21 protein-coding genes are annotated in these 25,031 nt (G+C 53.5%); 5 read left to right on the top strand and 16 right to left on the bottom strand.

Annotation, left to right across the window (positions count from 1 at the left end):
* Positions 1-2: 2 nt before the first annotated feature.
* A complete protein-coding gene (gene cmoM / locus K5E19_RS00310) occupies positions 3-782 on the bottom strand; it encodes a tRNA uridine 5-oxyacetic acid(34) methyltransferase CmoM (protein WP_221549547.1) in 780 nt (259 codons plus the stop codon).
* A gap of 124 nt (positions 783-906) precedes the next feature.
* Here cmoM and elyC point away from each other — a divergent pair, with 124 nt between their 5' ends.
* Positions 907-1,686, top strand: coding sequence for an envelope biogenesis factor ElyC (elyC, locus tag K5E19_RS00305; protein ID WP_010429275.1), 780 nt, complete (start codon positions 907-909; stop codon positions 1,684-1,686).
* On the opposite strand, the gene K5E19_RS00300 is transcribed toward elyC, so the two are convergent.
* The 13 genes from K5E19_RS00300 to K5E19_RS00240 all read right to left on the bottom strand — a co-directional run bounded on the left by K5E19_RS00300 (position 1,663) and on the right by K5E19_RS00240 (position 16,592).
* Complete coding sequence (locus tag K5E19_RS00300) at positions 1,663-2,556, bottom strand: YcbJ family phosphotransferase (protein ID WP_221549546.1); 894 nt, start codon at positions 2,554-2,556, stop codon at positions 1,663-1,665. The genes elyC and K5E19_RS00300 overlap by 24 nt on opposite strands.
* Positions 2,557-2,698: 142 nt before the next feature.
* Positions 2,699-3,445, bottom strand: coding sequence for a 3-deoxy-manno-octulosonate cytidylyltransferase (kdsB, locus tag K5E19_RS00295; RefSeq protein ID WP_221549545.1), 747 nt, complete (start codon positions 3,443-3,445; stop codon positions 2,699-2,701).
* Complete coding sequence (gene ycaR, locus K5E19_RS00290) at positions 3,442-3,624, bottom strand: protein YcaR (protein WP_151712522.1); 183 nt, start codon at positions 3,622-3,624, stop codon at positions 3,442-3,444. Before ycaR ends, kdsB begins: the two co-directional genes overlap by 4 nt.
* Positions 3,625-3,669: 45 nt before the next feature.
* Positions 3,670-4,899: a winged helix-turn-helix domain-containing protein gene (locus K5E19_RS00285; RefSeq protein ID WP_221549544.1), complete on the bottom strand. Its 1,230-nt coding sequence runs from the start codon at positions 4,897-4,899 to the stop codon at positions 3,670-3,672.
* Positions 4,900-4,943: 44 nt separating this feature from the next.
* The gene (lpxK, locus tag K5E19_RS00280) at positions 4,944-5,921 is read right to left on the bottom strand and encodes a tetraacyldisaccharide 4'-kinase (RefSeq protein WP_221549543.1); all 978 of its coding nucleotides are present in this window, start codon (positions 5,919-5,921) and stop codon (positions 4,944-4,946) included.
* Positions 5,918-7,669 (bottom strand): lipid A ABC transporter ATP-binding protein/permease MsbA, encoded by a 1,752-nt coding sequence (gene msbA, locus K5E19_RS00275; protein ID WP_221549542.1) that lies wholly within the window; start codon positions 7,667-7,669, stop codon positions 5,918-5,920. The genes lpxK and msbA overlap by 4 nt, the downstream gene beginning before the upstream one ends.
* Before the next feature lie 36 nt (positions 7,670-7,705).
* Positions 7,706-9,970 carry a ComEC family protein gene (locus tag K5E19_RS00270; protein ID WP_221549541.1) on the bottom strand — a complete coding sequence of 755 codons (2,265 nt, stop codon included), beginning with the start codon at positions 9,968-9,970 and terminating at the stop codon, positions 7,706-7,708.
* 213 nt (positions 9,971-10,183) lie between these two features.
* A complete protein-coding gene (gene ihfB, locus K5E19_RS00265; RefSeq protein WP_003858233.1) occupies positions 10,184-10,471 on the bottom strand; it encodes an integration host factor subunit beta in 288 nt (95 codons plus the stop codon).
* 170 nt (positions 10,472-10,641) lie between these two features.
* Positions 10,642-12,315: a 30S ribosomal protein S1 gene (gene rpsA, locus K5E19_RS00260; protein ID WP_010429251.1), complete on the bottom strand. Its 1,674-nt coding sequence runs from the start codon at positions 12,313-12,315 to the stop codon at positions 10,642-10,644.
* Between the two features lie 111 nt (positions 12,316-12,426).
* Complete coding sequence (gene cmk / locus K5E19_RS00255; protein ID WP_010429248.1) at positions 12,427-13,110, bottom strand: (d)CMP kinase; 684 nt, start codon at positions 13,108-13,110, stop codon at positions 12,427-12,429.
* Positions 13,111-13,295: 185 nt separating this feature from the next.
* A complete protein-coding gene (gene aroA / locus K5E19_RS00250) occupies positions 13,296-14,579 on the bottom strand; it encodes a 3-phosphoshikimate 1-carboxyvinyltransferase (RefSeq protein WP_221549540.1) in 1,284 nt (427 codons plus the stop codon).
* A 69-nt stretch (positions 14,580-14,648) separates the two neighbouring features.
* Positions 14,649-15,737: a 3-phosphoserine/phosphohydroxythreonine transaminase gene (serC, locus tag K5E19_RS00245; protein WP_221549539.1), complete on the bottom strand. Its 1,089-nt coding sequence runs from the start codon at positions 15,735-15,737 to the stop codon at positions 14,649-14,651.
* Positions 15,738-15,899: 162 nt separating this feature from the next.
* The gene (locus K5E19_RS00240) at positions 15,900-16,592 is read right to left on the bottom strand and encodes a DUF421 domain-containing protein (protein ID WP_221549538.1); all 693 of its coding nucleotides are present in this window, start codon (positions 16,590-16,592) and stop codon (positions 15,900-15,902) included.
* A 127-nt stretch (positions 16,593-16,719) separates the two neighbouring features.
* Here K5E19_RS00240 and ycaO point away from each other — a divergent pair, with 127 nt between their 5' ends.
* From ycaO to pflA, 4 genes are all read left to right on the top strand, one after another.
* Entirely contained in the window at positions 16,720-18,480 is a 1,761-nt protein-coding gene (gene ycaO, locus K5E19_RS00235; protein ID WP_010429234.1) for a 30S ribosomal protein S12 methylthiotransferase accessory factor YcaO, read from the top strand.
* A 405-nt stretch (positions 18,481-18,885) separates the two neighbouring features.
* Positions 18,886-19,743, top strand: coding sequence for a formate transporter FocA (focA, locus tag K5E19_RS00230; RefSeq protein ID WP_221549537.1), 858 nt, complete (start codon positions 18,886-18,888; stop codon positions 19,741-19,743).
* A 51-nt stretch (positions 19,744-19,794) separates the two neighbouring features.
* The gene (gene pflB / locus K5E19_RS00225) at positions 19,795-22,077 is read left to right on the top strand and encodes a formate C-acetyltransferase (protein ID WP_033145088.1); all 2,283 of its coding nucleotides are present in this window, start codon (positions 19,795-19,797) and stop codon (positions 22,075-22,077) included.
* Between the two features lie 203 nt (positions 22,078-22,280).
* Positions 22,281-23,021 (top strand): pyruvate formate lyase 1-activating protein, encoded by a 741-nt coding sequence (pflA, locus tag K5E19_RS00220; RefSeq protein ID WP_010429226.1) that lies wholly within the window; start codon positions 22,281-22,283, stop codon positions 23,019-23,021.
* 36 nt (positions 23,022-23,057) lie between these two features.
* Here pflA and K5E19_RS00215 read toward each other — a convergent pair whose 3' ends face one another.
* Both K5E19_RS00215 and K5E19_RS00210 read right to left on the bottom strand, forming a co-directional pair.
* Entirely contained in the window at positions 23,058-23,579 is a 522-nt protein-coding gene (locus K5E19_RS00215) for an anti-virulence regulator CigR family protein (protein ID WP_126543590.1), read from the bottom strand.
* 123 nt (positions 23,580-23,702) lie between these two features.
* A complete protein-coding gene (locus tag K5E19_RS00210) occupies positions 23,703-24,851 on the bottom strand; it encodes an MFS transporter (RefSeq protein ID WP_221549536.1) in 1,149 nt (382 codons plus the stop codon).
* Positions 24,852-25,031: the final 180 nt, after the last annotated feature.

Raw genomic sequence — 25,031 nt, 5'->3', positions numbered from 1 at the left:
GATTATCCTTGCTTCTGCGGCTTACGCGCGGTGACGTGTATATAGCGGCCAAGGCTCAGATAAGGCTCCTGGCGGCAATACCGCGTTTCTATTTCTGTTAAGGCGTCTAAACAGTCATGCTGTTTTTGTTTATCACGCAGATAATCATGAAACACCCTCACGCCCGTTTTGCCGGTGATCTCCCAACCGATCTCCTCCAGCCAGCCATAGACCTGCTGCGGTTCACGTGGGAAATCCGGCGATAGCGTGCGCCGTTTCTTTTTATACATCCCCTGCTGCACGTAGCCAAAATTGCCCACCAGCACGTTTCGCATCAGCAGACCGTTTGCATTGTAGAACATCAGCGATAACGCGCCGCCCGGACGCAACATCGACCACAGCGTTTTTAACATGGCTTGCGGTTCGGCGACCCATTCGAGCACAGCATGAAACAATATCAGATCAACCTGCGTTTCCAAATGCTGGGGAATGTCCTGAGCGGCGCAATGTATAAAATGCATGTTGTCGCTCACACCTTTCTCTTCTGCCGCGCGTTCGGCGCGAGTAACCATCTCGGCAGAAAGATCGCAAAGCGTGACGTGGTGCCCCCGCTGCGCCATCAGAATTGCAGTCTGACCTTCCCCGCCACCGGCATCGAGCACGCGCAACCGTCGGTCACCCAATTCCGCCAACAGCTTGTCCAGATCCTGCCAGAGGATCGTCTGACGAAGCTGACCTTTGGTGGTGCCATAAATGTTGCGCGAAAACTTTTTCGCGATGTCATCAAAATTGCGATCCCGCATTGGGAAGGTTCCACTCGCTAACTGCAAAACCGCTATTTTGTCACACCCGCGCGGAGAATGAACCACTCTGGTGTAATATCACGGGTAATCGCCTGCTGTATGGTTAAAAAAGGAACCAAAAAGGATGCTTTTTACCCTAAAAAAATACATCGGAGGCATGATGCTTCCCCTTCCCCTGTTGCTGCTGCTCATCGCGCTGGGGCTGGCACTGGTATGGTTTAGTCGCTTTCAGAAAAGTGGCAAAACGCTTATCACGCTCGGCTGGCTGATGATGCTGCTGCTGAGTCTGCAGCCGGTTGCGGATGGTCTGTTACGCCCCATCGAAAATAAGTACCCGACCTGGCAGGGAAATCAGAAAGTGGAGTACATCGTGGTATTGGGTGGCGGGTATACCTGGGATCCGAACTGGGCACCCAGCTCTAATCTGATCAACAACAGCCTGCCGCGCCTGAACGAAGGTATCCGCCTGTGGCTTGCCAATCCGGGATCGAAAATGATCTTCACCGGAGCCGCCGCAAAAACCAACCCGGTGAGTACGGCGGAGGCTGGCGCACGCGTCGCTGAATCACTGGGTGTGCCGCGTTCGTCTATCATCACCCTGGACAGCCCAAAAGACACCGAAGAGGAAGCCGCCGCGGTGAAGCAGGCCATCGGCGACGTGCCGTTCCTGCTCGTGACATCGGCGTCGCATTTACCGAGAGCGATGATTTTCTTCGAGAAACAGGGATTACATCCCTTACCCGCACCGGCTAACCAGATAGCGATCAACGCGCCGCTTAACCCGTGGGAACGAGCAATCCCGTCCCCGGTCTGGTTGATGCACAGCGATCGTGTCGGTTACGAGACGCTCGGACGCCTCTGGCAATGGCTGAAAGGCGCGTCAGGCGAGCCAGGGCAAGAGTGATTTTGTCGCCAGGTCGAAGTTGGCGCGATTGAACCGTCCGGTGTTCACCAGTTGCGCCACTTCGTCCCAGAGCAAATAGAGCCAGCGCCGCCAGAGAAAAGCCTCCGCGACCGGCGCCCGTTGCAGATAGTGCCAGAGCAACCCCTCCGCAGAAGCACTGTCGCATAGTCTGAACAGTTCATACTCGCGCGGTGCCCAAAGCATAATACCCGGCCCAACCATCGCCAACAGCTGGTCGCTGCGGGGATCTTTCAGCATGCTGCGCAGGGTAAAATTACCGTGAATCAGCACGCAGTTGTCGTTAAAGCCGTCAAACAGCGCGGGCAAGCACTCGCGGGTGCGAAACAGAATGCGTTTGTCCTGCATGGTTAAACCAGTGTTGTTGAACTGGTTAAGCGTTCCCCACAGCACTTCCACCCGCTGACGATACCAGAGCGGCCACAGGTTCTCCTGGGTGCTGTCGACGGGGCCGACGAGCCCGCGGCTATCCTGCCGGTGCCAGGCCAGCAGCGCCTCGACGATCTGATCTTTCAGCTGTTCCCAGCGGTCGGGCGTGCGCGCCGGGGCTTCAACAGAGACGCCGCGCAGGCGTTCAATAAGCAGGACATCCGGGCCGGGGTGTTCCTCATGCGTCATGACACCGTAAACCGTCGGCATTCGCACCGTACCTTCCCTTGCCAGCATCGACATTTTCCATGCCAGCTGTCTGGCGACGCCGGGTGAAGTAAAGCTTCTGGCCATGAGAGGCATTGGGTTTCCATGACTGTCGTACAGCGCCCATAGTGCGGTATCCGCCTTTTCATTCACACACTCAACCCGGCTCAACGTCTCGCCAAGCAGATGGCTCAGTTCGGCACGCAGCTGTTCCATATGAGATTACCCCCATTAAGGCTACTGCTTTTATAATGAGCGCGTGAGCAGCGGATGTCACCCGGAAGAGATCAATTATGGTTAAGAAAGGAAAAATTGCGGGGGTGAGAACATCCCCCCGAAAGGAGGGATGGAGGCGAAATTAATGCAGCTCGGCGCGAACGCGCTCAAGATCTTCCGGCGTGTCGACGCCCGTTCCAGGGACTTCTTTGGCAACGGCTACGTGGATTTTTTCGCCATACCAGAGCACGCGCAACTGCTCTAGCATTTCAATATGCTCCAGCGGGCTTGGTGCCCAGTTGACGTAGCGGCGGATAAAGCCCGCACGATAGCCGTAGATCCCAATGTGGCGCAGGAATGAATCACCGATGGTCTCTTTTGATACCGCAAAGCGATCGCGATCCCAGGGGATCGTCGCACGTGAGAAATAGAGCGCATAGCCCTCGGCATCCATGACCACCTTAACCGCATTCGGGTTGAATGCTTCTTCTGCATGATGAATGGGTACCGCGAGGGTGGCCATGCCAACCTGACGCTGCGACAGATTTTCCGCCACCTGGCGAATAATAACCGCCGGGATCATCGGTTCGTCGCCCTGCACGTTGACGATGACCGTATCATCGCTAAAACCACATTTCTCAACCACTTCCGCCAGACGTTCCGTGCCGGACTGGTGATCGGCGCGAGTCATGCACACTTCACCACCCGCCGCTTCAACCGCTTGTGCCACGTCCGGGTGATCGGTTGCCACGATGACGCGGTCAGCACCCGATTCGCGCGCACGCTCCAGCACATGCACAATCATTGGCTTGCCGTTGATATCTACCAGAGGCTTACCCGGCAGACGCGTTGATGCATAGCGCGCCGGGATAATGACAACGAAACTCATGGCTTGCTCTCTTCTGCCGCCAGGGAACGGGCTTCATTTTCCAGCAGGACCGGAATACCGTCCCGCAGCGGGAAAGCCAGACTGTCCAGCTTGCAAATCAGCTCTTGTTTATCCTGGCTGTAGTAGAGTTTGCCGTTGCACACCGGGCAGGCAATAATTTCAAGTAAACGGTGATCCATAGTTCCTCCGTATGGGTAATCGCTAAAGCTTAACACATTCCCTTTTCAGGGAGTGTCTGTTTCCCAACCACTTCGGCAGGTCGTAAACAGCCCGTCCGGCATACGCCCCAGCGTAACGCTGCTCGCCCCTTGCCAGCGCGCAAAATCGCTAATGGCGGATGATAATCCTTTCTCCAGGGTAGCCGTCGCCTTAACCCCGTCTTCGAGATACAGCGCGATGATTTCAAGCGTCCCGGTTTTGCGGTGCATTTTGGCATCCATGCGTCCCACCAGTTGCCCTTTATGCAGCATAGGCAAAACGAAGTAGCCGTACTGGCGTTTTGGCGCGGGGGTGTAACACTCAAGCCGGTAGCTGAAATTAAACAGCTGCTCGGCCCGTTTTCTGTCCCAGACGACCGGGTCGAAAGGTGACAGTACCGCGCTGTGCGTGGCCTGGAGCTTACCTTCCAGCGCCTGCGGTAAAAGCGGGAGCAAATCGGCATGCAGCCACATCTCGCCCAGCGTTTCGACAGCGACAGGTATGACGCGCTGCTCGCGCTGCCACACCTCCAGCAACGGTTTTAGCGCGGGCTGACGGAGTCGGTAGTAGTCTGCCAGCCATTGCGGACGAAAAATCCCCAGACTGCGGGCGCTGTTCTCCAGCATGATGGCTTCGGCAGCTTCCTGCGTAAGCAGGTCACGCTCGTCGTCCCAGTGCGGCATCACGCGGTGCGTCAGGTCGTATACGCGCTGAAAGTTACGTCGTTCAACAACCATCACTTTACCGGATGTAAACAGCCCCTCCAGATGACGTTTATGCGGCTTCCACTCCCACCATCCGCTCGCCCCTTTTCGCGGATGCTCAAAATCAGCCGAACGCACCGGACCGTTTTCCTGAATATGCGCGATAAGCTGCTCAATTTCAGCGGCGTGTTCATGCATCCACTCCTGTCGATATTTCCAGCCCATCTTATCCGGAGAGAGCATGCGGTGACGAATCAGCGCGAAATCACTGCGGGGCAGGAAACAGGCTTCATGTGCCCAGTATTCCATTAGCTCACCCTGACTAAGCGCATTGTCTAGCCACTGCGGCTCATAATTTCCCAGGCGGCTGAAGAGCACCAGGTAAGGGCTTCGCGCCACGATGTTGATGGTATCGATTTGCAGCAACGACATGCGCTGTACGGTGGAGAGAATGTCAGAGGGTTGTGCGCGACGGCGAGGCTTTTTAAGCAGCCCCTGGGCAGCAAGGTGTAAATGACGTGCGGCTGAAAGCGAGAGTTGCGGTAAAGACATGCGTTTTCCTGTCAGTCAAAGCGCCACCAGAACCGCGTAAGCGTTTATCGCACCAACGCAATCAGTTCCTTGAGCAAGTGTTCCGGCTGCTCGCCGCTGAGTTCAGCGTCAACCGGCAGATACCACCAGTTTTCTTTCGCAAAGGCGCGGCATTTCACCGCATCTTTTTCGGTCATGATCAGCGACTGCCCGGGTACGGTCAGGGCGTCTACCTGACCTTCCACCAGCGCCTGGTGGTCTGCCAGCGGAACGCGTTTTTCTGGCCGGGCACCACACTGCTCCAGCGTTGCGAAGAAGCGCGGAGGATGCCCAATACCCGCCATCGCCACCAGCGCAGGCAGTTGTTCAACCGCTTTACGTTCGCCCGTTAACAGGTTAACCGCCATGCCAGGCTGAAGATGCATAGGGATTTCCCCGGGCTTAGCCTGGCCACCGTTAACAATCACCGCATCAACGGACCGAAGGCGCGACGCGCGTTCACGCATTGGCCCGGCTGGCAGCCACCAGCCGTTGCCAAAACGGCGCACGCCGTCAATGACCACAATCTCTTTATCACGCGCCAGCGCGTAATGCTGAAGGCCATCGTCGGTGATAATAATGTCCACTGCTTGCCCGGCAAGCAGCGCCTGAACGGCGTCGCTGCGCACGGGTGAGACCGCAACCGGTACACCTGTCCGCTGATAGATCAGGACAGGTTCATCCCCCGCTTCGGCAGTTGTTGTATCAGCCGTAAGCAAAAGCGGATAGTGCGTCGCTTTACCACCGTAGCCGCGCGATACAACCCCTGGGCGAATGCCGCGTTTTTGCAACTGCTCCACCAGCCAGATCACCACCGGCGTTTTGCCGTTCCCACCTGCGGTCAGGTTACCGACCACCACTACCGGAACCGGTGCACGCCAGGCGCGTTTCAGCCCCAGACGATACATCAGACGAATAGCGCCGCTCACCAGGCCATACAGCCAGGAGAGCGGCAGAAGCAGTCGCCACAGTGGTGATTCACCGGACCAGATACGTGCAATCATTGCTGACCGAACTGCATCTTATGAAGCTGAGCGTAGACGCCACGATGGGCGAGCAGATCGGCATGGCTGCCCCGTTCGACAATTACGCCATCTTCCACCACCACGATTTCGTCAGCCTGCTCGATAGTCGAGAGACGGTGCGCAATCACCAGAGAGGTACGGTTCTTCTGGAGTTCGTCCAGCGCTGACTGAATAGCGCGTTCAGATTCAGTATCCAGCGCTGACGTCGCTTCATCCAGAATCAGGATTGGGCTGTCGCGCAGCAGCGCACGCGCAATGGCGATACGCTGACGCTGACCACCGGAAAGGAGCACGCCGTTTTCACCAATGATGGTATCCAGACCGTTATCCATCTTGTTGATGAAGTCCATCGCATACGCCATGCGTGCGGCATTCTCGATCTGCTCGCGGCTGTACTCTTCAGTACGCGCATAGGCGATGTTGTTGGCAACCGTATCGTTGAACAGATGCACGTTCTGAGAAACCAGTGCAACCTGGTTACGCAACGACTGCAGGGTATACTCCCGCAGGTCATGGCCATCTAACAGGATTTCGCCTTCATCAATGTCGTAGAAACGCGTAATCAGGCTGGCAATGGTTGATTTACCCGAGCCGGAACGGCCCACCAGCGCAACGGTTTTACCTGCCGGAATCGTCAGGTTGATATTACGCAGTGCAGCCACTTCGCGGCCTGGATAGGTAAAGGTCACGTTACGGAATTCAACGTCTCCGTTTGCACGCTCAATCACGCGCGTACCTTCATCTTTTTCCTGTTCGGAATCCAGAATGCTGAACAACGTCTGGCATGCCGCCATACCGCGCTGGAACTGCGCGTTCACGTTGGTCAGGGATTTCAGCGGGCGCATCAGCGCAATCATGGAGGAGAACACAACGGTGATGGTCCCTGCTGTCAGGGTCTCCATTACGCTCGGGAAGCTCGCTGCATACAGAACAAATGCCAGTGCCAACGAGGCAATCAGCTGAATGATAGGGTCGGAGATAGAGGAGGCCGACACCATTTTCATCCCCTGCAGGCGCATTTTATTGCTGACCTTATCAAAGCGTTTGGTTTCAACTTCCTGACCACCAAAGATCAGCACTTCTTTGTGGCCTTTCAGCATCTGTTCAGCGCTGGTCGTGACCTGCCCCATCGTATTCTGCATATTCTTACTGATATTGCGGAAACGCTTGGAGACGACGCGGATAGCAATGGAGACAACCGGTGCCAGCACGATCAGGATGAGCGACAGCTGCCAGCTGTAATAGAACATCATGACAAACAGGCCGATGATCGATGCGCCTTCACGAACCACAGTAATCAGCGCGCTGGAGGACGATGATGCCACCTGCTCTGAATCGTAGGTAATACGTGATAGCAGCGTGCCCGTAGACTGTTTATCAAAGAACGAGACCGGCATGCCCATCATGTGACCGAAGAGTCGGCGACGCATGGACATCACCACTTTTCCTGATACCCAGGAGATACAGTAGCTGGAGATATAGCTGGAAATACCGCGTAAGATCATCAGCCCAATAACCACCAGCGGCATCCATAGCAGCACTGAGCGATCCGTTTTACCAAAACCGTCATCCAGTAACGGTTTGAGGAGCGATAGCATAAAAGTATCGCTGGCTGCGTTGAGGATTAACGCTACGCCCGCCACGATCAAGCCTGCTTTGAAAGGGGCAATCATCGGCCAGAGTCGGCGGAACGTTTGCCACGTGGAGAGATCTTTGTCGTTATGCATTCAAAAAACCAGCATTTGTTGAAATAGCCGCATATTCTACCCGTTATCTACGGGCGCGCCAAACCACTGATGATACCAACGCGGTAAATTGTGTTCACGCAGGCGTCGGATCTGCCTGCTATGTTGCGAAAATGTCACCGATATTTGTCCAGAATGAGGGGTGTCCAGCCAGGTATATCCCTCTTTCCCGAAGCGCCGCACCACTTTCGCTGATGGAAAGCGCCACGCGTTATAGCGGGCTGCAGAGGCCAGCGCTATTTCCCCTTCTGCCCGCTGCACCAACGGCAAGGAAGACGAGGTGTTACTGCCATGGTGAGGTACCTGAATGAGTGTAGACGCAAGATTGCGCCAGCGATGGCTCAGCATTGCCATTTCAGCCTGTGCTTCAATATCCCCGGTCAGCAGGATGCTCTGCTCACCGTCGTCGATCTTAACTACACAGGAGCGGTTGTTACCTTTGGCTTGCCCTTCTTCAGGCGGCCAGTGAACGCTAAACGTTAGCCCCTGCCATTGCCACCGTTGCCCCCGAAAACAAGGAAGATGTCCAGCCAGGTGCAAAGGACTCCGGACCCACATTTCGGGCCAGGCTTTTTGCAGCGATGCCAGTCCCCCCGCGTGGTCGAGATGCTCATGACTCAGGATCACCCCTTCTGGCTTCAGGTGATGCCAGCGTAACCATGGAATGATCAACTGCTGCCCGCTATCTCCCCCCGGCCAGGCCAGCCCGGTATCATACAGAATAGCCCTCCCCTGACGTTCAATCACCATTGCCAGCCCCTGCCCAACATCCAGCATGTGCAGCGTCCAGCCGCCAGTTTTATCCGTTCGCCACAAAGGAAGTGCGAGCATAATACTTGCTGTCAGACAAACAGCCGGCAGAACTTTCCAGCTTCGAAAACGCCAGCCGATAATGGCAAGCCAGGGTAGCAGCGTCAGGTATTGCCAACGTTCATCAACATCCTGCCAGCCGTCCGGCAAGCGAGCCAGCAACCCGAATAACCCTGCCAGAGACTTATCGGCCGCATACCAGACAGCGTTCTCCAGTAACGCCAGCGGGAAAAGATGGAGCAGCATACCGAGAAGGATCAGCGGCACGGAAATAAACGTGACCAGCGGAACAGCAAACAGATTCGCGATGAATGAAGACAGGCTGAAACCATGGAAAATCAGCACCTGCAACGGAAGCAGCAGGCACAGCATCCCTGTCTGCAGATGAATGAGATTTACCAGCGGTTTTATTCGGTGGATCCAGCGCCAGTTCGGAAGCGGTAGCCATTGGTACCAAAAAATTAATGCCGCGACCGCAAACGCCGACAACGCAAAACTTTGCGACAGAACAGCCAAGGGGTCATAAATCAGAATTGCCGCCACGCAGGTTAACCAGATCTGCCAGGGAGACCATTGACGGCCGCTCATCCGCAGCGCAGCTACGACCGTAAGAGAGACCACCGTGCGCATTGCGGGCGGTTGCATCCCCGTTAGCCATGCATAAAAAGCCGCGAAGCACAGACCTGCAAGCATGGGCAACTGCCAATGTATAGCGTGGCTCGGCAGGAGATATTGCATTCCCCTTGCCAGTAACCAGACGATATACGCAGCCAGCGCGATGTGCAGACCCGAAATCGCCATCAGATGTATTGTCCCTGTCTCGCGCATGAGATTTTTTATCTCATGCGGTACGTTCAGACGCTCCCCCATCCCCAGCCCAAGGATCACCGGCCCCCACTGATATGTCGTGAGTACGTTTTGCAGTGAGCCCAGATACCGTGAACGCAGGCTACAGCGCGCATCAACAACCTCAGCATGCGTAAAACGCCCGCTCAGCGTTTGATGGCGGGCAAAAGCATTTTTCTGCGAATCGTAGCCACCGTCATTTAATTCACCATGCACCGCTCTAAGACGCAGCGCCATAGCCCAGCGTTGACCGGCACACACCTTTTGGGGCAGGTAATTACCATACAGCGTCACCCCAGTGACGCCCCTCCAGCGTTTTCCATTGAGGCTGACAATGTTTCCCTGATGCATGGTTGCGCCGTCGGTTGCTGTAATTACCACCTCCGCCTGCTGCGGTCCTGTCGTCAGATGATTCAAGGGCCAAACGCTCTCCTGCGCCGCTAATACGCCCCAGCAAAAAAAGAGCAACCCGATGCCTGAGAACGTTATCCATTTTCTTTGCTGCATGGCTAACGCGATCCCGGCGGCAATCATCATCCAGACACTCTCTGGCTCCGGTAAAACAGGTAACCAATAGAGCGGAAGAATGGCCAGAATGGTGCAAGCACTGACAATGTGGATCCCCATTTATACCTCCCTGTTTCGGGCAGTATGCCGTGAGAATGGCGTGTCGTCAGACAGGAAAAAGGAGCGTTACGGCGGACGCTGCAACGTTTTTAGTGGTTTGCAGAAAAGCCAGAATGGAAATGCGTGTCGTATTCAGAAATGCAGACGAGAGGCACAAAAAAAGCACCCGCAGGTGCTTTCTTTTAAACCCAGTTTAGCCATTATGGCTAAAACTCAGTTACCGTAAATATTGGCGCGATCGCGCAGTTCTTTACCCGGCTTAAAGTGCGGAACGTACTTGCCTTCCAGCTCAACTTTATCGCCAGTCTTCGGGTTACGCCCGGTACGTGGAGCACGATAGTGCAGAGAAAAACTACCGAAACCGCGGATTTCAATGCGCTCGCCCTGGGCAAGAGTGGTGGCCATATGCTCCAGCATCTCTTTAACAGCATCTTCCACAGCCTTTGCAGGGATGTGCGGTTGCTGACTGGCAAGTCTTTCAATCAATTCTGACTTGGTCATGATTCCTCCGGTTCCTTTCAAACCAATTAGCTGAACAGCTCATTAAACAAGGGCGGCCGTAGCCGCCCTTTGTTATTGATTACAGGACGAATCCTGCAATCTGTCAAGTCTGCTCCTCATCCTTCTCGCTGTAAATGTGTTACAGCGTAAATGATGGTGAGAACTTGATATTACTCGCCTTTAGCTGCTTTGAAAGCTTCAGCCATTGCGTTGTTAGAGAAGTTTGCATCTTCCTGTTTGTTAACAGTTGCGATTGCATCTTTCTCATCAGCTTCGTCTTTAGCACGAACAGACAGGCTGATTGCACGGTTCTTACGGTCAACACCGGTGAACTTAGCTTCAACGTCGTCGCCAACGCTCAGAACCAGAGTTGCATCTTCAACGCGGTCACGTGAAGCTTCGGAAGCGCGCAGGTAACCTTCAACGCCGTCAGCCAGTTCTACGGTTGCGCCTTTAGCGTCAACTGCAGTCACTTTACCGTTTACGATTGCGCCTTTCTTGTTCAGTGCAACCCAGTTGTTGAACGGATCTTCTGCGAGCTGTTTAACGCCCAGGGAGATACGCTCACGCTCTGCGTCAACCTGCAGAACAACTGCAGCGATTTCGTCGCCTTTTTTGTATTCACGTACTGCTTCTTCGCCTGCAACGTTCCAGGAGATGTCAGACAGGTGAACCAGGCCATCGATGCCGCCGTCCAGGCCGATGAAGATACCGAAGTCAGTGATAGACTTGATTTTACCTTCAACACGGTCGCCCTTGTTGTGGGTTTCCGCGAACTGCTGCCATGGGTTGTTTTTGCACTGTTTCAGGCCCAGGGAGATACGACGACGTTCTTCGTCGATATCCAGAACCATCACTTCCACTACATCACCAACGTTAACAACTTTGGATGGGTGGATGTTTTTGTTGGTCCAGTCCATTTCGGAAACGTGCACCAGACCTTCAACGCCTTCTTCGATTTCAACGAAGCAGCCGTAGTCAGTCAGGTTGGTAACGCGACCAGTCAGTTTAGTACCTTCTGGGTAACGCTTAGCGATAGCTACCCATGGATCTTCGCCCAGCTGTTTCAGGCCGAGGGATACACGAGTACGCTCGCGGTCGAACTTCAGCACTTTAACAGTGATTTCGTCGCCAACGTTCACGATTTCGCTTGGGTGCTTAACGCGTTTCCACGCCATGTCGGTGATGTGCAGCAGGCCATCAACGCCGCCCAGGTCAACGAATGCGCCGTAGTCAGTGAGGTTCTTAACGATACCTTTGACTTCCATGCCTTCCTGCAGGTTTTCCAGCAGCTGATCGCGTTCTGCGCTGTTTTCGGATTCGATAACGGCACGACGGGATACAACAACGTTGTTACGCTTCTGGTCCAGCTTGATTACTTTGAACTCAAGCTCTTTGCCTTCGAGGTGCAGGGTGTCACGGACTGGACGAACGTCTACCAGTGAACCTGGCAGGAACGCACGAATACCATTCAGCTCAACAGTGAAGCCGCCTTTAACTTTGCCGTTGATAACACCGACCACAGTTTCAGCTTCTTCGTAAGCTTTTTCCAGCGTGATCCAAGCTTCGTGACGTTTAGCTTTCTCACGGGACAGCAGGGTTTCACCGAAGCCGTCTTCTACTGCATCCAGAGCAACGTCAACTTCGTCACCAACCTGGATTTCCAGCTCGCCCTGGGCGTTTTTGAACTGCTCTGCCGGAATGGCGGACTCAGATTTCAGACCGGCGTCAACCAGTACTACGTCTTTGTCGATAGCAACAACAACACCACGAACGATGGAACCCGGACGGGTTTCGATTGTTTTTAAGGATTCTTCAAATAGTTGAGCAAAAGATTCAGTCATGTTTAATCTTCAGGTTAATATTAACGTCCACCTGGCTCCGTGCCGGATGGGGTTGTTTCACATACCCGCCGTCAATCCATTGCAGCGGGGGTACTGCTAAATCGGTCGCGATTACGCGAGAGCCAGTTTCTGGCGCGCATATTGTAGCGCTTTTTCAATCACTTGCTCAATAGTTAAACTGGTTGAATCCAGCACTAATGCATCTTCTGCAGGAACAAGTGGGGCGACGGCGCGGTTACGATCGCGGTCATCGCGCTCTTTTATCTCGGATAAAAGGCGATCAAAGTTAACACTAAACCCCTTTTCCTGCAACTGAAGCATGCGGCGTTGCGCGCGTTCTTCCGAAGAGGCGTCGAGGAAAATTTTCACTGGCGCATCAGGGAATACCACCGTTCCCATATCACGTCCGTCAGCGATCAGACCAGGGGCTTCACGGAAACCACGCTGGCGACGCAGCAAGGCTTCGCGAACGCGCGGGAACGCCGCGACCTGGGAGGCCGCGTTAGCGACTTCCTGAGTACGAATTTCCCCGCTGACGTCCTCTCCTTCCAGGATCACTTCAAGGTTGCCATCAGTCGAAACAAAACGCACATCCAGATGCGCAGCCAGCGGTACCAGCGCTTCTTCAGAGGCGACATCCACATGGTGATGCAGCGCAGCCAGAGCCAGCACGCGATAGATTGCTCCCGAATCTAAAAGATGCCATTGCAATGCTTCTGCCATCGCTTTGCACAGAGTACCTTTCCCTGCGCCACTAGGCCCATCAATGGTGATTACCGGGGCAAGTGCCGTCATCTTTTTCTCCTTAAATAAGGCATACCGTTTACATGAACGCCGCGCATTATACGCGCCAACGTGCGCAACTGTTACCTTTGCGTGCAAATTACAGAATGATAGAAGCAGAGTGTAGAAGAAATGAGCGGGAGTGTTCGTCAGGAAGCGTAAGGAAATGCCGCACCGGGTGATGCGGCATGAGGGTATCAGGCCAGCGTACTAATGCGTGCCAGCTGCTCGAAGTAGTCCGGGAAGGTTTTCGCCGTACATTTTGGGTCAAGAATGGTCACAGGAGTGTCGGACAGCGCCACCAGCGAGAAGCACATCGCCATACGGTGATCGTTATAGGTGCCGATTTCAGCAACCTGCAGTTTGGCCGGCGGGGTCACGCGAATGTAGTCTTCGCCCTCTTCCACCTCTGCACCGACCTTACGCAGCTCGGTCGCCATCGCGAACAGGCGGTCCGTCTCTTTTACGCGCCAGTTGTAGATATTACGCAGCGTGGTGGTGCCTTTAGCAAACAGCGCCGCCGTGGCGATGGTCATCGCAGCATCCGGGATATGGTTCATGTCCATGTCGATGGCATTCAGCTCGCCGTGGGTACAGGAGATAAAGTCATCGCCCCAGGTAACCACCGCGCCCATTTTTTCCAGTACGTCAGCGAAACGGATGTCGCCCTGCACGCTGTTGCGCCCAATGCCGGTCACTTTTACCGTACCGCCTTTAATCGCACCCGCGGCCAGGAAGTAGGAGGCGGATGACGCATCCCCTTCAACCAGGTAGTTGCCCGGAGACTGGTACTGCTGCGCCCCGCGCACCACGAAGCGCTGATAAGACTGGTTTTCCACCTCAACGCCGAAGGTTTTCATCAGGTGCAGCGTGATATCAATGTACGGTTTAGAAACCAGATCGCCTTTAATCGCGATCACCGTATCCTGCGGTGCCAGCGGCGCGGTCATCAGCAGTGCCGTCAGGAACTGGCTGGAAACGCTGCCGTCCACCTCGACATTACCGCCGGTAAAACCGCCGCGCAGACGCAGCGGTGGATAGTTTTCCTGCTCCAGATAGTCAATCTGCGCGCCGCCCTGACGCAGGGCATCGACCAGATGGCCAATCGGACGCTCTTTCATACGCGGTTCGCCGGTCAGCACAATATTGTTGCTGCCCAGACACAGGGCCGCCGCCAGCGGCCGCATCGCGGTACCCGCGTTACCCAGAAACAGCTCAAGCTCTTCAGCGGAACGCAGCGCGCCGCCGTTGCCGGTCACTTCGCAGCGGGTACGATCGTCGGAGAGAGTGTAATGAACGCCCAACGCTTTCAGTGCATTGAGCATATGGCGCACGTCATCGCTGTCCAGCAGGTTTGTGAGGACGGTGGTGCCGTTTGCCAGAGCTGCCAGCAGCAGAGCGCGGTTCGAGACACTTTTTGAACCAGGCAGATTGATGGTGCCATCTACCCGCGCGATAGGTTGTAACGTCAGGGATTCCATGAAAACTAAACTCTCAACTCAACATAATAAAAACCCCGCAGGGACGCTGCGGGGGTGAATAACAGCAAATTAACCGTGACGACGTTCGAAGTCGATCATGAAATCGGTCAGAGCTTTAACGCCTTCGAGCGGCATAGCGTTATAGATGGAGGCACGCATGCCGCCCACCACTCGGTGGCCTTTAAGCGCGTGCAAACCTGCTGCGAAGGACTCTTCCAGGAAGACTTTATCCAGGTTGCTGTCCGCCAGCTGGAACGGCACGTTCATGCGGGAACGGTTCGCTTTCGCCACATCGTTGCGGTAGAAATCGCTCTTATCGATCACGCCGTACAGCAGTTCAGCCTTCTGTTGGTTAACCTTATCCATCTGCGCAACGCCGCCGTTTTGCTTCAGCCATTTGAAGACCAGGCCGGAAAGATACCAGGCAAACGTTGGTGGGGTGTTAAACATAGAATCGTTGTCGTTCAACACGGTGTAATCAAGAATCGACGGGCAGGATTTGTGTGCTTTGCCCAGCAGGTCTTCACGCACAATCACGATAGTCAGACCCGCAGGGCCGATATTTTTCTGTGCGCCAGCGTAGATCACACCGTAACGGCTTACATCCAGCGGCGTGGAAAGAATAGTCGAAGAAAAGTCCGCGGTAACAACCACCTTTTCACCAAAGTTTGGCTCTTCGTGGATGGCGATACCGTCAATGGTTTCATTCGGACAGTAGTGGAGATAGGCCGCATTATCAGAAACTTGCCACTCGCTCATCGGCTTAACGCCGCGCAGGCCGTCAACGGTCACTTTGGCGTCGATGACATTCGGCGTGCAGTACTTATGCGCTTCTTTGACAGCACTGGCCGCCCAGTAGCCCGCATCTACATAATCAGCGGTGGTTTTGTCTCCCAGCAGGTTGAGCGGGATACCGGCAAACTGACCGCGCCCACCGCCGTGGCAGAACAATACTTTGTAGTTCGAGGGAATGTTCAGCAGATCGCGAAAATCCTTTTCTGCTTCTTCAGCCACCTGAATAAACTCTTTACCACGGTGGCTAACTTCCATCACCGACGTACCCAGACCGTTCCAGTCACACAGCTCCTGTTGAGCCTGCTTGAGCACATCTGCCGGTAACATTGCCGGACCTGAACTGAAATTAAAGACTTGAGCCATTTCCCCTCACCACGCTAAAAGCCATAAGTTATAACTGTGGATATCGGTTTTATCATTCAGTGACACGCGCCGCAATGTCTAAAACTTATGACCGGGGAAATGTGCTCATCGTCACACAATACAATCTGCCACCTCGTCGTCACAAAACCGACAAAATGGCTGTCAGATGAGACGTTTGGCCCGGCTAACCTTCGTCCATTCTGGATTCGTACAGCGAGGACATAATTGATGATCGCCCGCATGCATCCCCACCACATGACTACATTTTATACAGGCATACTCCCCGGTTTCAGGTACTACCCTGAACCGTTCTACCAACATATCCGGCAGGATACACAGGCCGGGCTTAACGTCATCGTCAGCATAGTAATAGACGCTGATCTGCCCGTTGGTTTCCATGATTGCCAGCCGAACCTGCCCGAGCTGTTCAACGCTATTCAGACGCAGCTCCATAAAGAACTCAAACTCGGTCATATTGGCACTTTGTACATTCTCCCAGGCCAGTTGCCCGTCTTTCACAATCACAACCGGCTTCCCTTCCAGAAGATCCTCCAGCTTTTCGCTTTTTGACATCAGCCACATGACAAGACGGTAAAGTAGCGCCAGTGAGACAAAAACGATAAACACCGGCACCATCGGCACATCGTCGTAAAACGCGACGTCTCCCGCCGCTGACCCCAGCGTCAGGATGATCAACACCTCAAAGAGCGACATCTGCCGCACGCCGCGACGGCCGGTGATTTTAAGAAACAGGAAGACCAGTACAAAGGTGTACAGGCTGCGCAGCGCGACTTCGCCTAAAAACTCGGGAGGGACTTTATCAAACGCCATCCGTTGGAGATCGAAAGCTTTCATTTTTCTATGCCTTAACAGTAAGTTACTGACTATAAGCATAGCTCAGGCTTTTATTTTCGCCGGAGATAGCACCCGTCACGCAAAACCCGTATCATTGCGCGCTTTACGTACGATAAAAGTGAACGCCATGACTCAAACGTTTATCCCCGGCAAAGACGCCGCTCTGGAAGATTCCATCGCTCGCTTCCAGCAGAAACTGACCGACCTGGGTTTTAACATCGAAGAAGCCTCCTGGCTTAACCCGGTGCCTCATGTCTGGTCCGTGCATATTCGCGATAAAGACTGTGCCCTGTGCTTTACCAACGGTAAAGGCGCGACAAAAAAAGCGGCACTGGCCTCTGCGCTGGGTGAGTATTTTGAGCGTCTGTCCACCAACTATTTCTTCGCTGACTTCTGGCTTGGCGAGACCATCGCTAATGGCCCGTTCGTTCACTATCCGAACGAAAAATGGTTCCCGCTGACCGAAGACGACGAACTGCCGGAAGGCATTCTCGACGCGCGCCTGCGTGCGTTCTACGATCCAGACAACGAACTGACTGCCAGCATGCTGATCGATCTGCAGTCCGGTAACGAGGATCGCGGTATCTGCGCCCTACCGTTTACCCGCCAGTCTGACGAAAAGACCGTTTACATCCCGATGAACATTGTCGGTAACCTGTATGTGTCTAACGGCATGTCCGCCGGTAACACCCGCAATGAAGCGCGCGTGCAGGGTCTGTCCGAAGTCTTCGAGCGTCACATCAAAAACCGCATCATCGCCGAATCCATCAGCCTGCCTGAAATTCCGGCCGACGTGCTGGCGCGCTACCCGGGCGTCGTAGAGTCCATCGCTAAGCTCGAAGCAGAAGGTTTCCCAATCTTTGCCTATGACGGCTCGCTGGGCGGTAAATACCCGGTTATCTGCGTCGTGCTGTTTAACCCAACCAACGGTACCTGCTTTGCCTCCTTCGGCGCGCACCCGGACTTCGGCGTGGCGCTGGAGCGTACCGTCACCGAGCTGCTACAGGGCCGTAGCCTGAAAGATCTCGACGTGTTCACCCCGCCAACCTTTGACGATGAAGAAGTGGCCGAGCATACCAATCTCGAAACCCACTTCATCGACTCCAGCGGTTTGATCTCCTGGGACATGTTCAAGCAGGATGCAGACTATCCGTTCGTAGACTGGAGTTTTGCCGGTACCACGGAAGAAGAGTTCGCCACGCTGATGGCAATCTTCAAAGCGGAAGACCAGGACGTCTATATTGCTGACTACGAACACCTTGGCGTCTACGCGTGCCGCATTATTGTTCCGGGCATGTCCGACATCTATCCGGCAGAAGATCTGTGGCTGGCAAATAACAGCATGGGCGCGCACCTGCGCGAAACACTGCTGGCTCTGCCGGGCAGCGAGTGGGAAAAAGAAGATTATCTGAACCTGATCGCCCAGCTGGACGAAGAAGGCCACGATGACTTCACCCGCGTGCGCGAACTGCTGGGTCTGGCGACCGGTAAAGACAACGGCTGGTACACCCTGCGTATTGGTGAGCTGAAAGCGATGCTGGCTCTGGCGGGTGGCGATCTTGATCAGGCTCTGGCCTGGACCGAATGGACCATGGAGTTTAACCAGTCCGTCTTCTCAGCCGAACGCACCAACTACTACCGCTGCCTTCAGACGCTGTTGCTGCTCGCTCAGGAAGAGGATCGTGAACCTCTGCAGTACCTGAATGCCTTTGTTCGTATGTACGGTGCAGACGCCGTTGAAGCCGCCAGTGCGGCGCTGAGCGGCGAAGAGCCGTTCTATGGCCTGCAGGCTGTTGATAGCGATCTGAAAGCCTTCCCGGCACATCAGTCGCTGCTGAAAGCATATGAAAAATTACAGAAGGCAAAAGCCGCTTACTGGTCAAAATAAGCGCATATAACATCACCAGATGTAGGCGTATCCAATCGTCTGGGCTATATTACGGGGCAATTTCATTGCCCCTTTTTTTATTTTTTCGGCAATGATTGTTGATTGTAATAATAAAGTTAAACATGGGTAAATATAATAATATTTAGCCAAGCTTTATTGTTACTTTTTATGGTAAATACTCTATATTAATTAACTGTTTCGAAGGGGGCCGAACGAAAAAATTCAACTCTTTTCATAACTTTTAAAATTTATTTTTATACGGATAATCAAATACTTACTCCGCATTCGCTGTAAATCCATACACATTGCGGGCCTATAAGCCAGGCGAGATATGATCTATATCAATTTCTCTTCTATAATGCTTTGTTAGTATCTCGTCGCCGACTTAATAAAGAGAGAGTTAGTGTGAAAGCTGACAACCCTTTTGATCTTTTACTCCCAGCTGCAATGGCCAAAGTTGCCGAAGAAGCGGGTGTCTATAAAGCAACGAAACACCCGATGAAGACGTTCTATCTGGCGATCACGGCCGGTGTGTTCATCTCAATCGCTTTCGTCTTCTACATCACTGCCACCACCGGTACTGCCGGAATGCCTTTCGGCATGGCCAAACTGATTGGCGGTATTTGCTTCTCACTGGGTCTGATTCTTTGCGTCATCTGCGGCGCCGACCTCTTCACCTCTACGGTGCTGATTGTTGTGGCGAAAGCCAGCGGAAGAATTACCTGGGGTCAGCTGGCGCGCAACTGGCTTAACGTCTATGTTGGTAACCTGATTGGCTGTCTGCTCTTTGTTCTGTTGATGTGGCTCTCTGGCGAGTATATGACCGCCAACGGCGGCTGGGGGCTTAACGTCCTGCAAACCGCTGACCACAAAATGCATCATACATTTATCGAAGCTGTTGCTCTCGGCATCCTCGCAAACCTGATGGTCTGCCTGGCCGTCTGGATGAGCTACTCGGGTCGTAGCCTGATGGACAAAGCCATGATTATGGTTCTGCCGGTTGCGATGTTTGTTGCCAGCGGCTTCGAGCACAGTATTGCGAATATGTTTATGATTCCGATGGGGATTGTTATCCGCAACTTTGCGAGCCCGGAGTTCTGGACCGCTGTTGGTTCAAATCCGGAAAGTTTCTCTCACCTGACTATCATGAACTTCATTACTGATAACCTGATCCCCGTCACTATCGGGAACATTATCGGTGGGGGTCTGTTAGTTGGGTTGACATACTGGGTCATTTACCTGCGTGGCGACAACCATCACTGATGGGCGTCTCAGGCAGTAAATAAAAAATCCACTTAAGAAGGTAGGTGTTACATGTCCGAGCTTAATGAAAAGTTAGCCACAGCCTGGGAAGGTTTTGCGAAAGGTGACTGGCAGAATGAAGTAAACGTACGTGACTTCATTCAGAAAAACTATACCCCGTATGAAGGTGACGAATCCTTCCTGGCTGGCGCAACTGACGCGACCACCAAGCTGTGGGACAGCGTAATGGAAGGCGTTAAACTGGAAAACCGCACTCACGCGCCAGTTGATTTTGACACCTCCGTAGCTTCCACCATCACTTCTCACGATGCTGGCTACATCAACAAAGCCCTTGAGAAAATCGTTGGTCTGCAGACTGAAGCACCACTGAAACGCGCAATCATCCCGTTCGGTGGCATCAAAATGGTTGAAGGTTCCTGCAAAGCGTATAACCGCGAGCTGGACCCAATGCTGAAAAAAATCTTCACCGAATACCGCAAGACCCACAACCAGGGCGTATTCGATGTTTACACCAAAGACATTCTGAACTGCCGTAAATCTGGCGTTCTGACTGGTCTGCCGGATGCGTATGGCCGTGGCCGTATCATCGGTGACTACCGTCGCGTTGCGCTGTACGGTATCGACTTCCTGATGAAAGACAAGTATGCGCAGTTCGTATCCCTGCAGTCCGATCTGGAAAACGGTGTAAACCTGGAAGCGACTATCCGTCTGCGTGAAGAAATCGCGGAACAGCACCGCGCGCTGGGCCAGATCAAAGAGATGGCGGCTAAATATGGCTGCGATATCTCTGGTCCTGCTACCAACGCTCAGGAAGCTATCCAGTGGACCTACTTCGGCTACCTGGCCGCTGTTAAGTCTCAGAACGGTGCAGCAATGTCCTTCGGCCGCGTATCCACCTTCCTGGATGCGTACATCGAACGTGATATCAAAGCAGGCAAAATCACCGAGCAAGACGCTCAGGAAATGATTGACCACCTGGTCATGAAACTGCGTATGGTTCGCTTCCTGCGTACCCCTGAATACGATGAACTGTTCTCCGGTGACCCAATCTGGGCAACAGAATCAATCGGTGGTATGGGCGTTGACGGCCGTACTCTGGTAACCAAAAACAGCTTCCGCTTCCTGAATACCCTGTACACCATGGGTCCTTCTCCGGAGCCGAACATCACCGTTCTGTGGTCTGAAAAACTGCCTCTGAACTTCAAGAAATTCGCCGCTAAAGTGTCTATCGACACCTCTTCTCTGCAGTACGAGAACGATGACCTGATGCGTCCGGACTTCAACAACGACGATTACGCTATCGCTTGCTGCGTAAGCCCAATGGTTGTTGGTAAACAAATGCAGTTCTTCGGTGCGCGTGCAAACCTGGCGAAAACCATGCTGTACGCAATCAACGGCGGCGTTGATGAAAAACTGAAAATGCAGGTTGGTCCTAAGTCTGAGCCGATCAAAGGCGACGTTCTGAACTTCGACGAAGTGATGGAGCGTATGGATCACTTCATGGACTGGCTGGCTAAACAGTATGTCACTGCGCTGAACGTTATCCACTACATGCACGACAAGTACAGCTACGAAGCCTCTCTGATGGCGCTGCACGACCGTGACGTTATCCGCACCATGGCGTGTGGTATCGCTGGTCTGTCCGTTGCTGCTGACTCCCTGTCTGCAATCAAATATGCGAAAGTTAAACCTATTCGTGACGAAGACGGCCTGGCTGTAGACTTCGAAATCGAAGGTGAATATCCGCAGTTTGGTAACAACGACTCTCGCGTTGATGACATGGCGGTTGACCTGGTAGAACGTTTCATGAAGAAAATTCAGAAACTGACTACTTACCGTAACGCTATCCCGACTCAGTCTGTTCTGACCATCACCTCTAACGTTGTGTATGGTAAGAAAACCGGTAACACCCCAGACGGTCGTCGTGCTGGCGCACCATTCGGTCCAGGTGCTAACCCAATGCACGGTCGTGACCAGAAAGGTGCTGTTGCCTCTCTGACCTCCGTTGCTAAACTGCCGTTTGCTTACGCGAAAGATGGTATTTCTTACACCTTCTCTATCGTGCCAAACGCGCTGGGTAAAGACGACGAAGTGCGTAAAACTAACCTCGCGGGTCTGATGGATGGTTACTTCCACCACGAAGCGTCCATCGAAGGTGGTCAGCACCTGAACGTGAACGTTATGAACCGTGAAATGCTGCTCGACGCGATGGAACACCCTGAGAAATATCCTCAGCTGACCATCCGCGTATCTGGCTACGCAGTACGTTTTAACTCCCTGACTAAAGAACAGCAGCAGGACGTTATCACCCGTACTTTCACTCAGTCCATGTAAGTGGAATTGACTGAAATCACGCGTTAAAAAGCGTACAATAAAGGCTCCACGACAGTGGGGCCTTTTTAGCACCCTCTCCACCTCAGTCTCTTTTGTCCGCTATCTATACTTAATGGATAACAGCCAAAACAGACTTAACACAGCCGGTTTTGAGCTGTGCATACACAGGCCCCGGACGGGCCGATGCTGGAGATATCACCGCAATGTCAATTATTGGTCGCATTCACTCCTTTGAATCCTGTGGCACCGTCGATGGCCCGGGCATCCGCTTTATCACCTTTTTCCAGGGCTGCCTGATGCGCTGCCTGTACTGCCATAACCGCGATACCTGGGATACCCATGGCGGTAAAGAAGTGACCGTTGAAGATCTGATGAAAGAGGTGGTGACCTACCGCCACTTTATGAACGCGTCCGGCGGCGGCGTGACGGCTTCTGGCGGTGAAGCCATTCTACAGGCTGAATTTGTTCGCGACTGGTTCCGTGCCTGCCGCAAGGAAGGCATCCATACCTGTCTCGACACCAACGGCTTTGTACGCCGCTACGATCCGGTTATTGATGAACTGCTCGAAGTGACCGATCTGGTCATGCTCGATCTCAAACAGATGAACGATGAGATCCACCAGAACCTGGTTGGCGTCTCCAACCATCGCACGCTGGAATTTGCCAAATACATTGCCGACAAAGGCATCAAAACCTGGATCCGCTACGTGGTCGTGCCGGGCTGGTCAGATGATGATGATTCCGCGCACCGTCTGGGCGAATTTACCCGAGATATGGGCAACGTGGAGAAAATTGAGCTTCTGCCCTATCACGAACTCGGTAAACACAAATGGGTGGCGATGGGTGAAGAATATAAGCTTGATGGCGTGAAGCCGCCGAAAAAAGAGACCATGGAACGCGTCAAAGGTATTCTTGAGCAGTACGGTCACAAGGTTATGTATTAAAGAAAAGGCCCGGTGGAAACCGGGCCTTTTTCTATTCTATTTGAAGACGCCGTTAATAACGGAGGTCACAATCGCGGTACTCAGCGCGATTAAGACCAGATCATCTCCCACCACCCGCCATTCATAGCCCGGATAAGAAGGAAGTTGGCCCAGCATAGATGCTGGAACGGTTTTCTTCGCAATGCCCGGAGGCAGCGGTTTACCGCGCGCCAGGTTTTTTGCGATCCCTGGAGGCAGAGAATCATAGCCTGTTAAGCCATAATTCAGCGCCAGATGGCGGGCATGATCGAAGCTCACGCGAGCGTCGACATCATTACCGACATCTTTGCTGTTTTTGAAGCTCTTATCCGATTTGCCCGGATTATCCTTACCGCTATTTTGCTTGTTACCATGGTCACCAGAATTACCGTTGCCATGATTGCCGCTATTACCTTGTCCACCACCGTTTCCGTGACCACCGCCATTCCCATTTCCAGGATTAGCCATGACCGGAGCGGTTGCAAACGTTAAAGACAACACTACGGCAAGCGCAGTAGTGGAAAAACGACGAATAGACATGATGGCTGCCTTATTGTGGTAGGACTCATGTGAATTATCGCCTGGTGAGATAAACACACAATAAGTAAAACTCTTAGTTGTGATGGGGACAAAAAAGCCTGTCATCGACAGGCTTTTATTTAATCAGGCATGTGCCACTGGCGTTGGGTGCTCGCCCGCTTTTCGCAGCAGCATCAGGAGATAAATAAACGATACGCTGGCAATCATGATAAACAGCAGGTTATCAGAATAATTCTGCATCAGCATGGCGGTAAAGGTTGGCCCCAGCAGACTACCAATGGTATAGCTTAGTAACAGCGCCTGATTCATTGCCACCAGCTGGTGATGTTCAACTTTCTCACAGGCCCAGGCCATCGCAACAGGATAGAGCGTAAAGCCCGCAGCCCCAAGAATAAACAGAGCCGGTGCCATGGCGGCATTACTGAGCATCGCAAGGCATCCCATGATCACCACGAAGACCTGAACGCGCAGCACCAGCAGGCGACCAAAGCGGTCCGCCAGGCGACCAATTGGCCACTGCCCGACGATCCCCGCACTCACCATCACCGCCATCCAGAAGCCAATCCCGGAATCGCTAACGCCCTGATGATTCAGGTAGAGCGGCATCAGGCCGTAGAGCGAGCCCAGAACAATCCCCGAGATAATGCAGCCATTAACGCCCAGGCGCGCATGGCGCAGCCTCAGCATCGGCCAGATATGGGTCGCTTCCTGATGCTCGCTGTTCTGGTTCACAATCCGCGTGAAGAGCAGCGGCAGGATCGCGGCCAGCACCATGCCGGTTACCCACGGCAGAACGCTCATCAGGTCGGTTGGCAGCTTGCTGACCATCAGTTGACCCAGCACGGTGCCGACGTAGTAAACCATCATATAGGCCGCCAGCAGGCGCCCACGGTTACGTGACGTGCCGCTGCACATCAGCGCACTTTCAACCACCACCCAAATCATCGCGCAGCCTACGCCAGCGATAAAGCGCCATGCCATCCAGCTCCAGAAACCAACCATCAGGCCCAGTCCGGCACACCCGGCGGCAAAAATCAGCGAAGCCAGATAATAGCTGCGATTAAAGCCAAAGCGCTTGATCAGGCTACCGGTTAATAACGTGCCCAGCAGGTTCCCGGTAAAAAAGGACGAGCTGACCATACCCACCTGCCAGGTCGGTAAGTTTTCATGGGCGAGCCACAGCGGGACGAGCGTATTTAACACTGCGATCGCCAGGGTCAACAGAAGCAGGCCACAGAGCAACAAAAGCACTGGCCGGGTATAGGTGGTCATGGATTAAAAACCGTGAGGAAGTTCAGATTTCGTGCGCATCATGCCACTGGCAAAAACAAAGTCAATCCACTGATTTACGCGCCACGCACAATATGATCCCTGTCGATTTAAAAAACTTATCCTGCTAATGCAACGCCTGCTATAGATATTAATTATGTATCTGTTTTTATTTATTAATGC

Origin of the sequence: Enterobacter sp. RIT637 (genome assembly GCF_019718755.1) — a bacterium.
Classification (GTDB): domain Bacteria; phylum Pseudomonadota; class Gammaproteobacteria; order Enterobacterales; family Enterobacteriaceae; genus Enterobacter.
The sequence above is the reverse complement of the archived record's forward strand: the minus strand, read 5'-3'. Positions and strand labels throughout refer to the sequence as shown.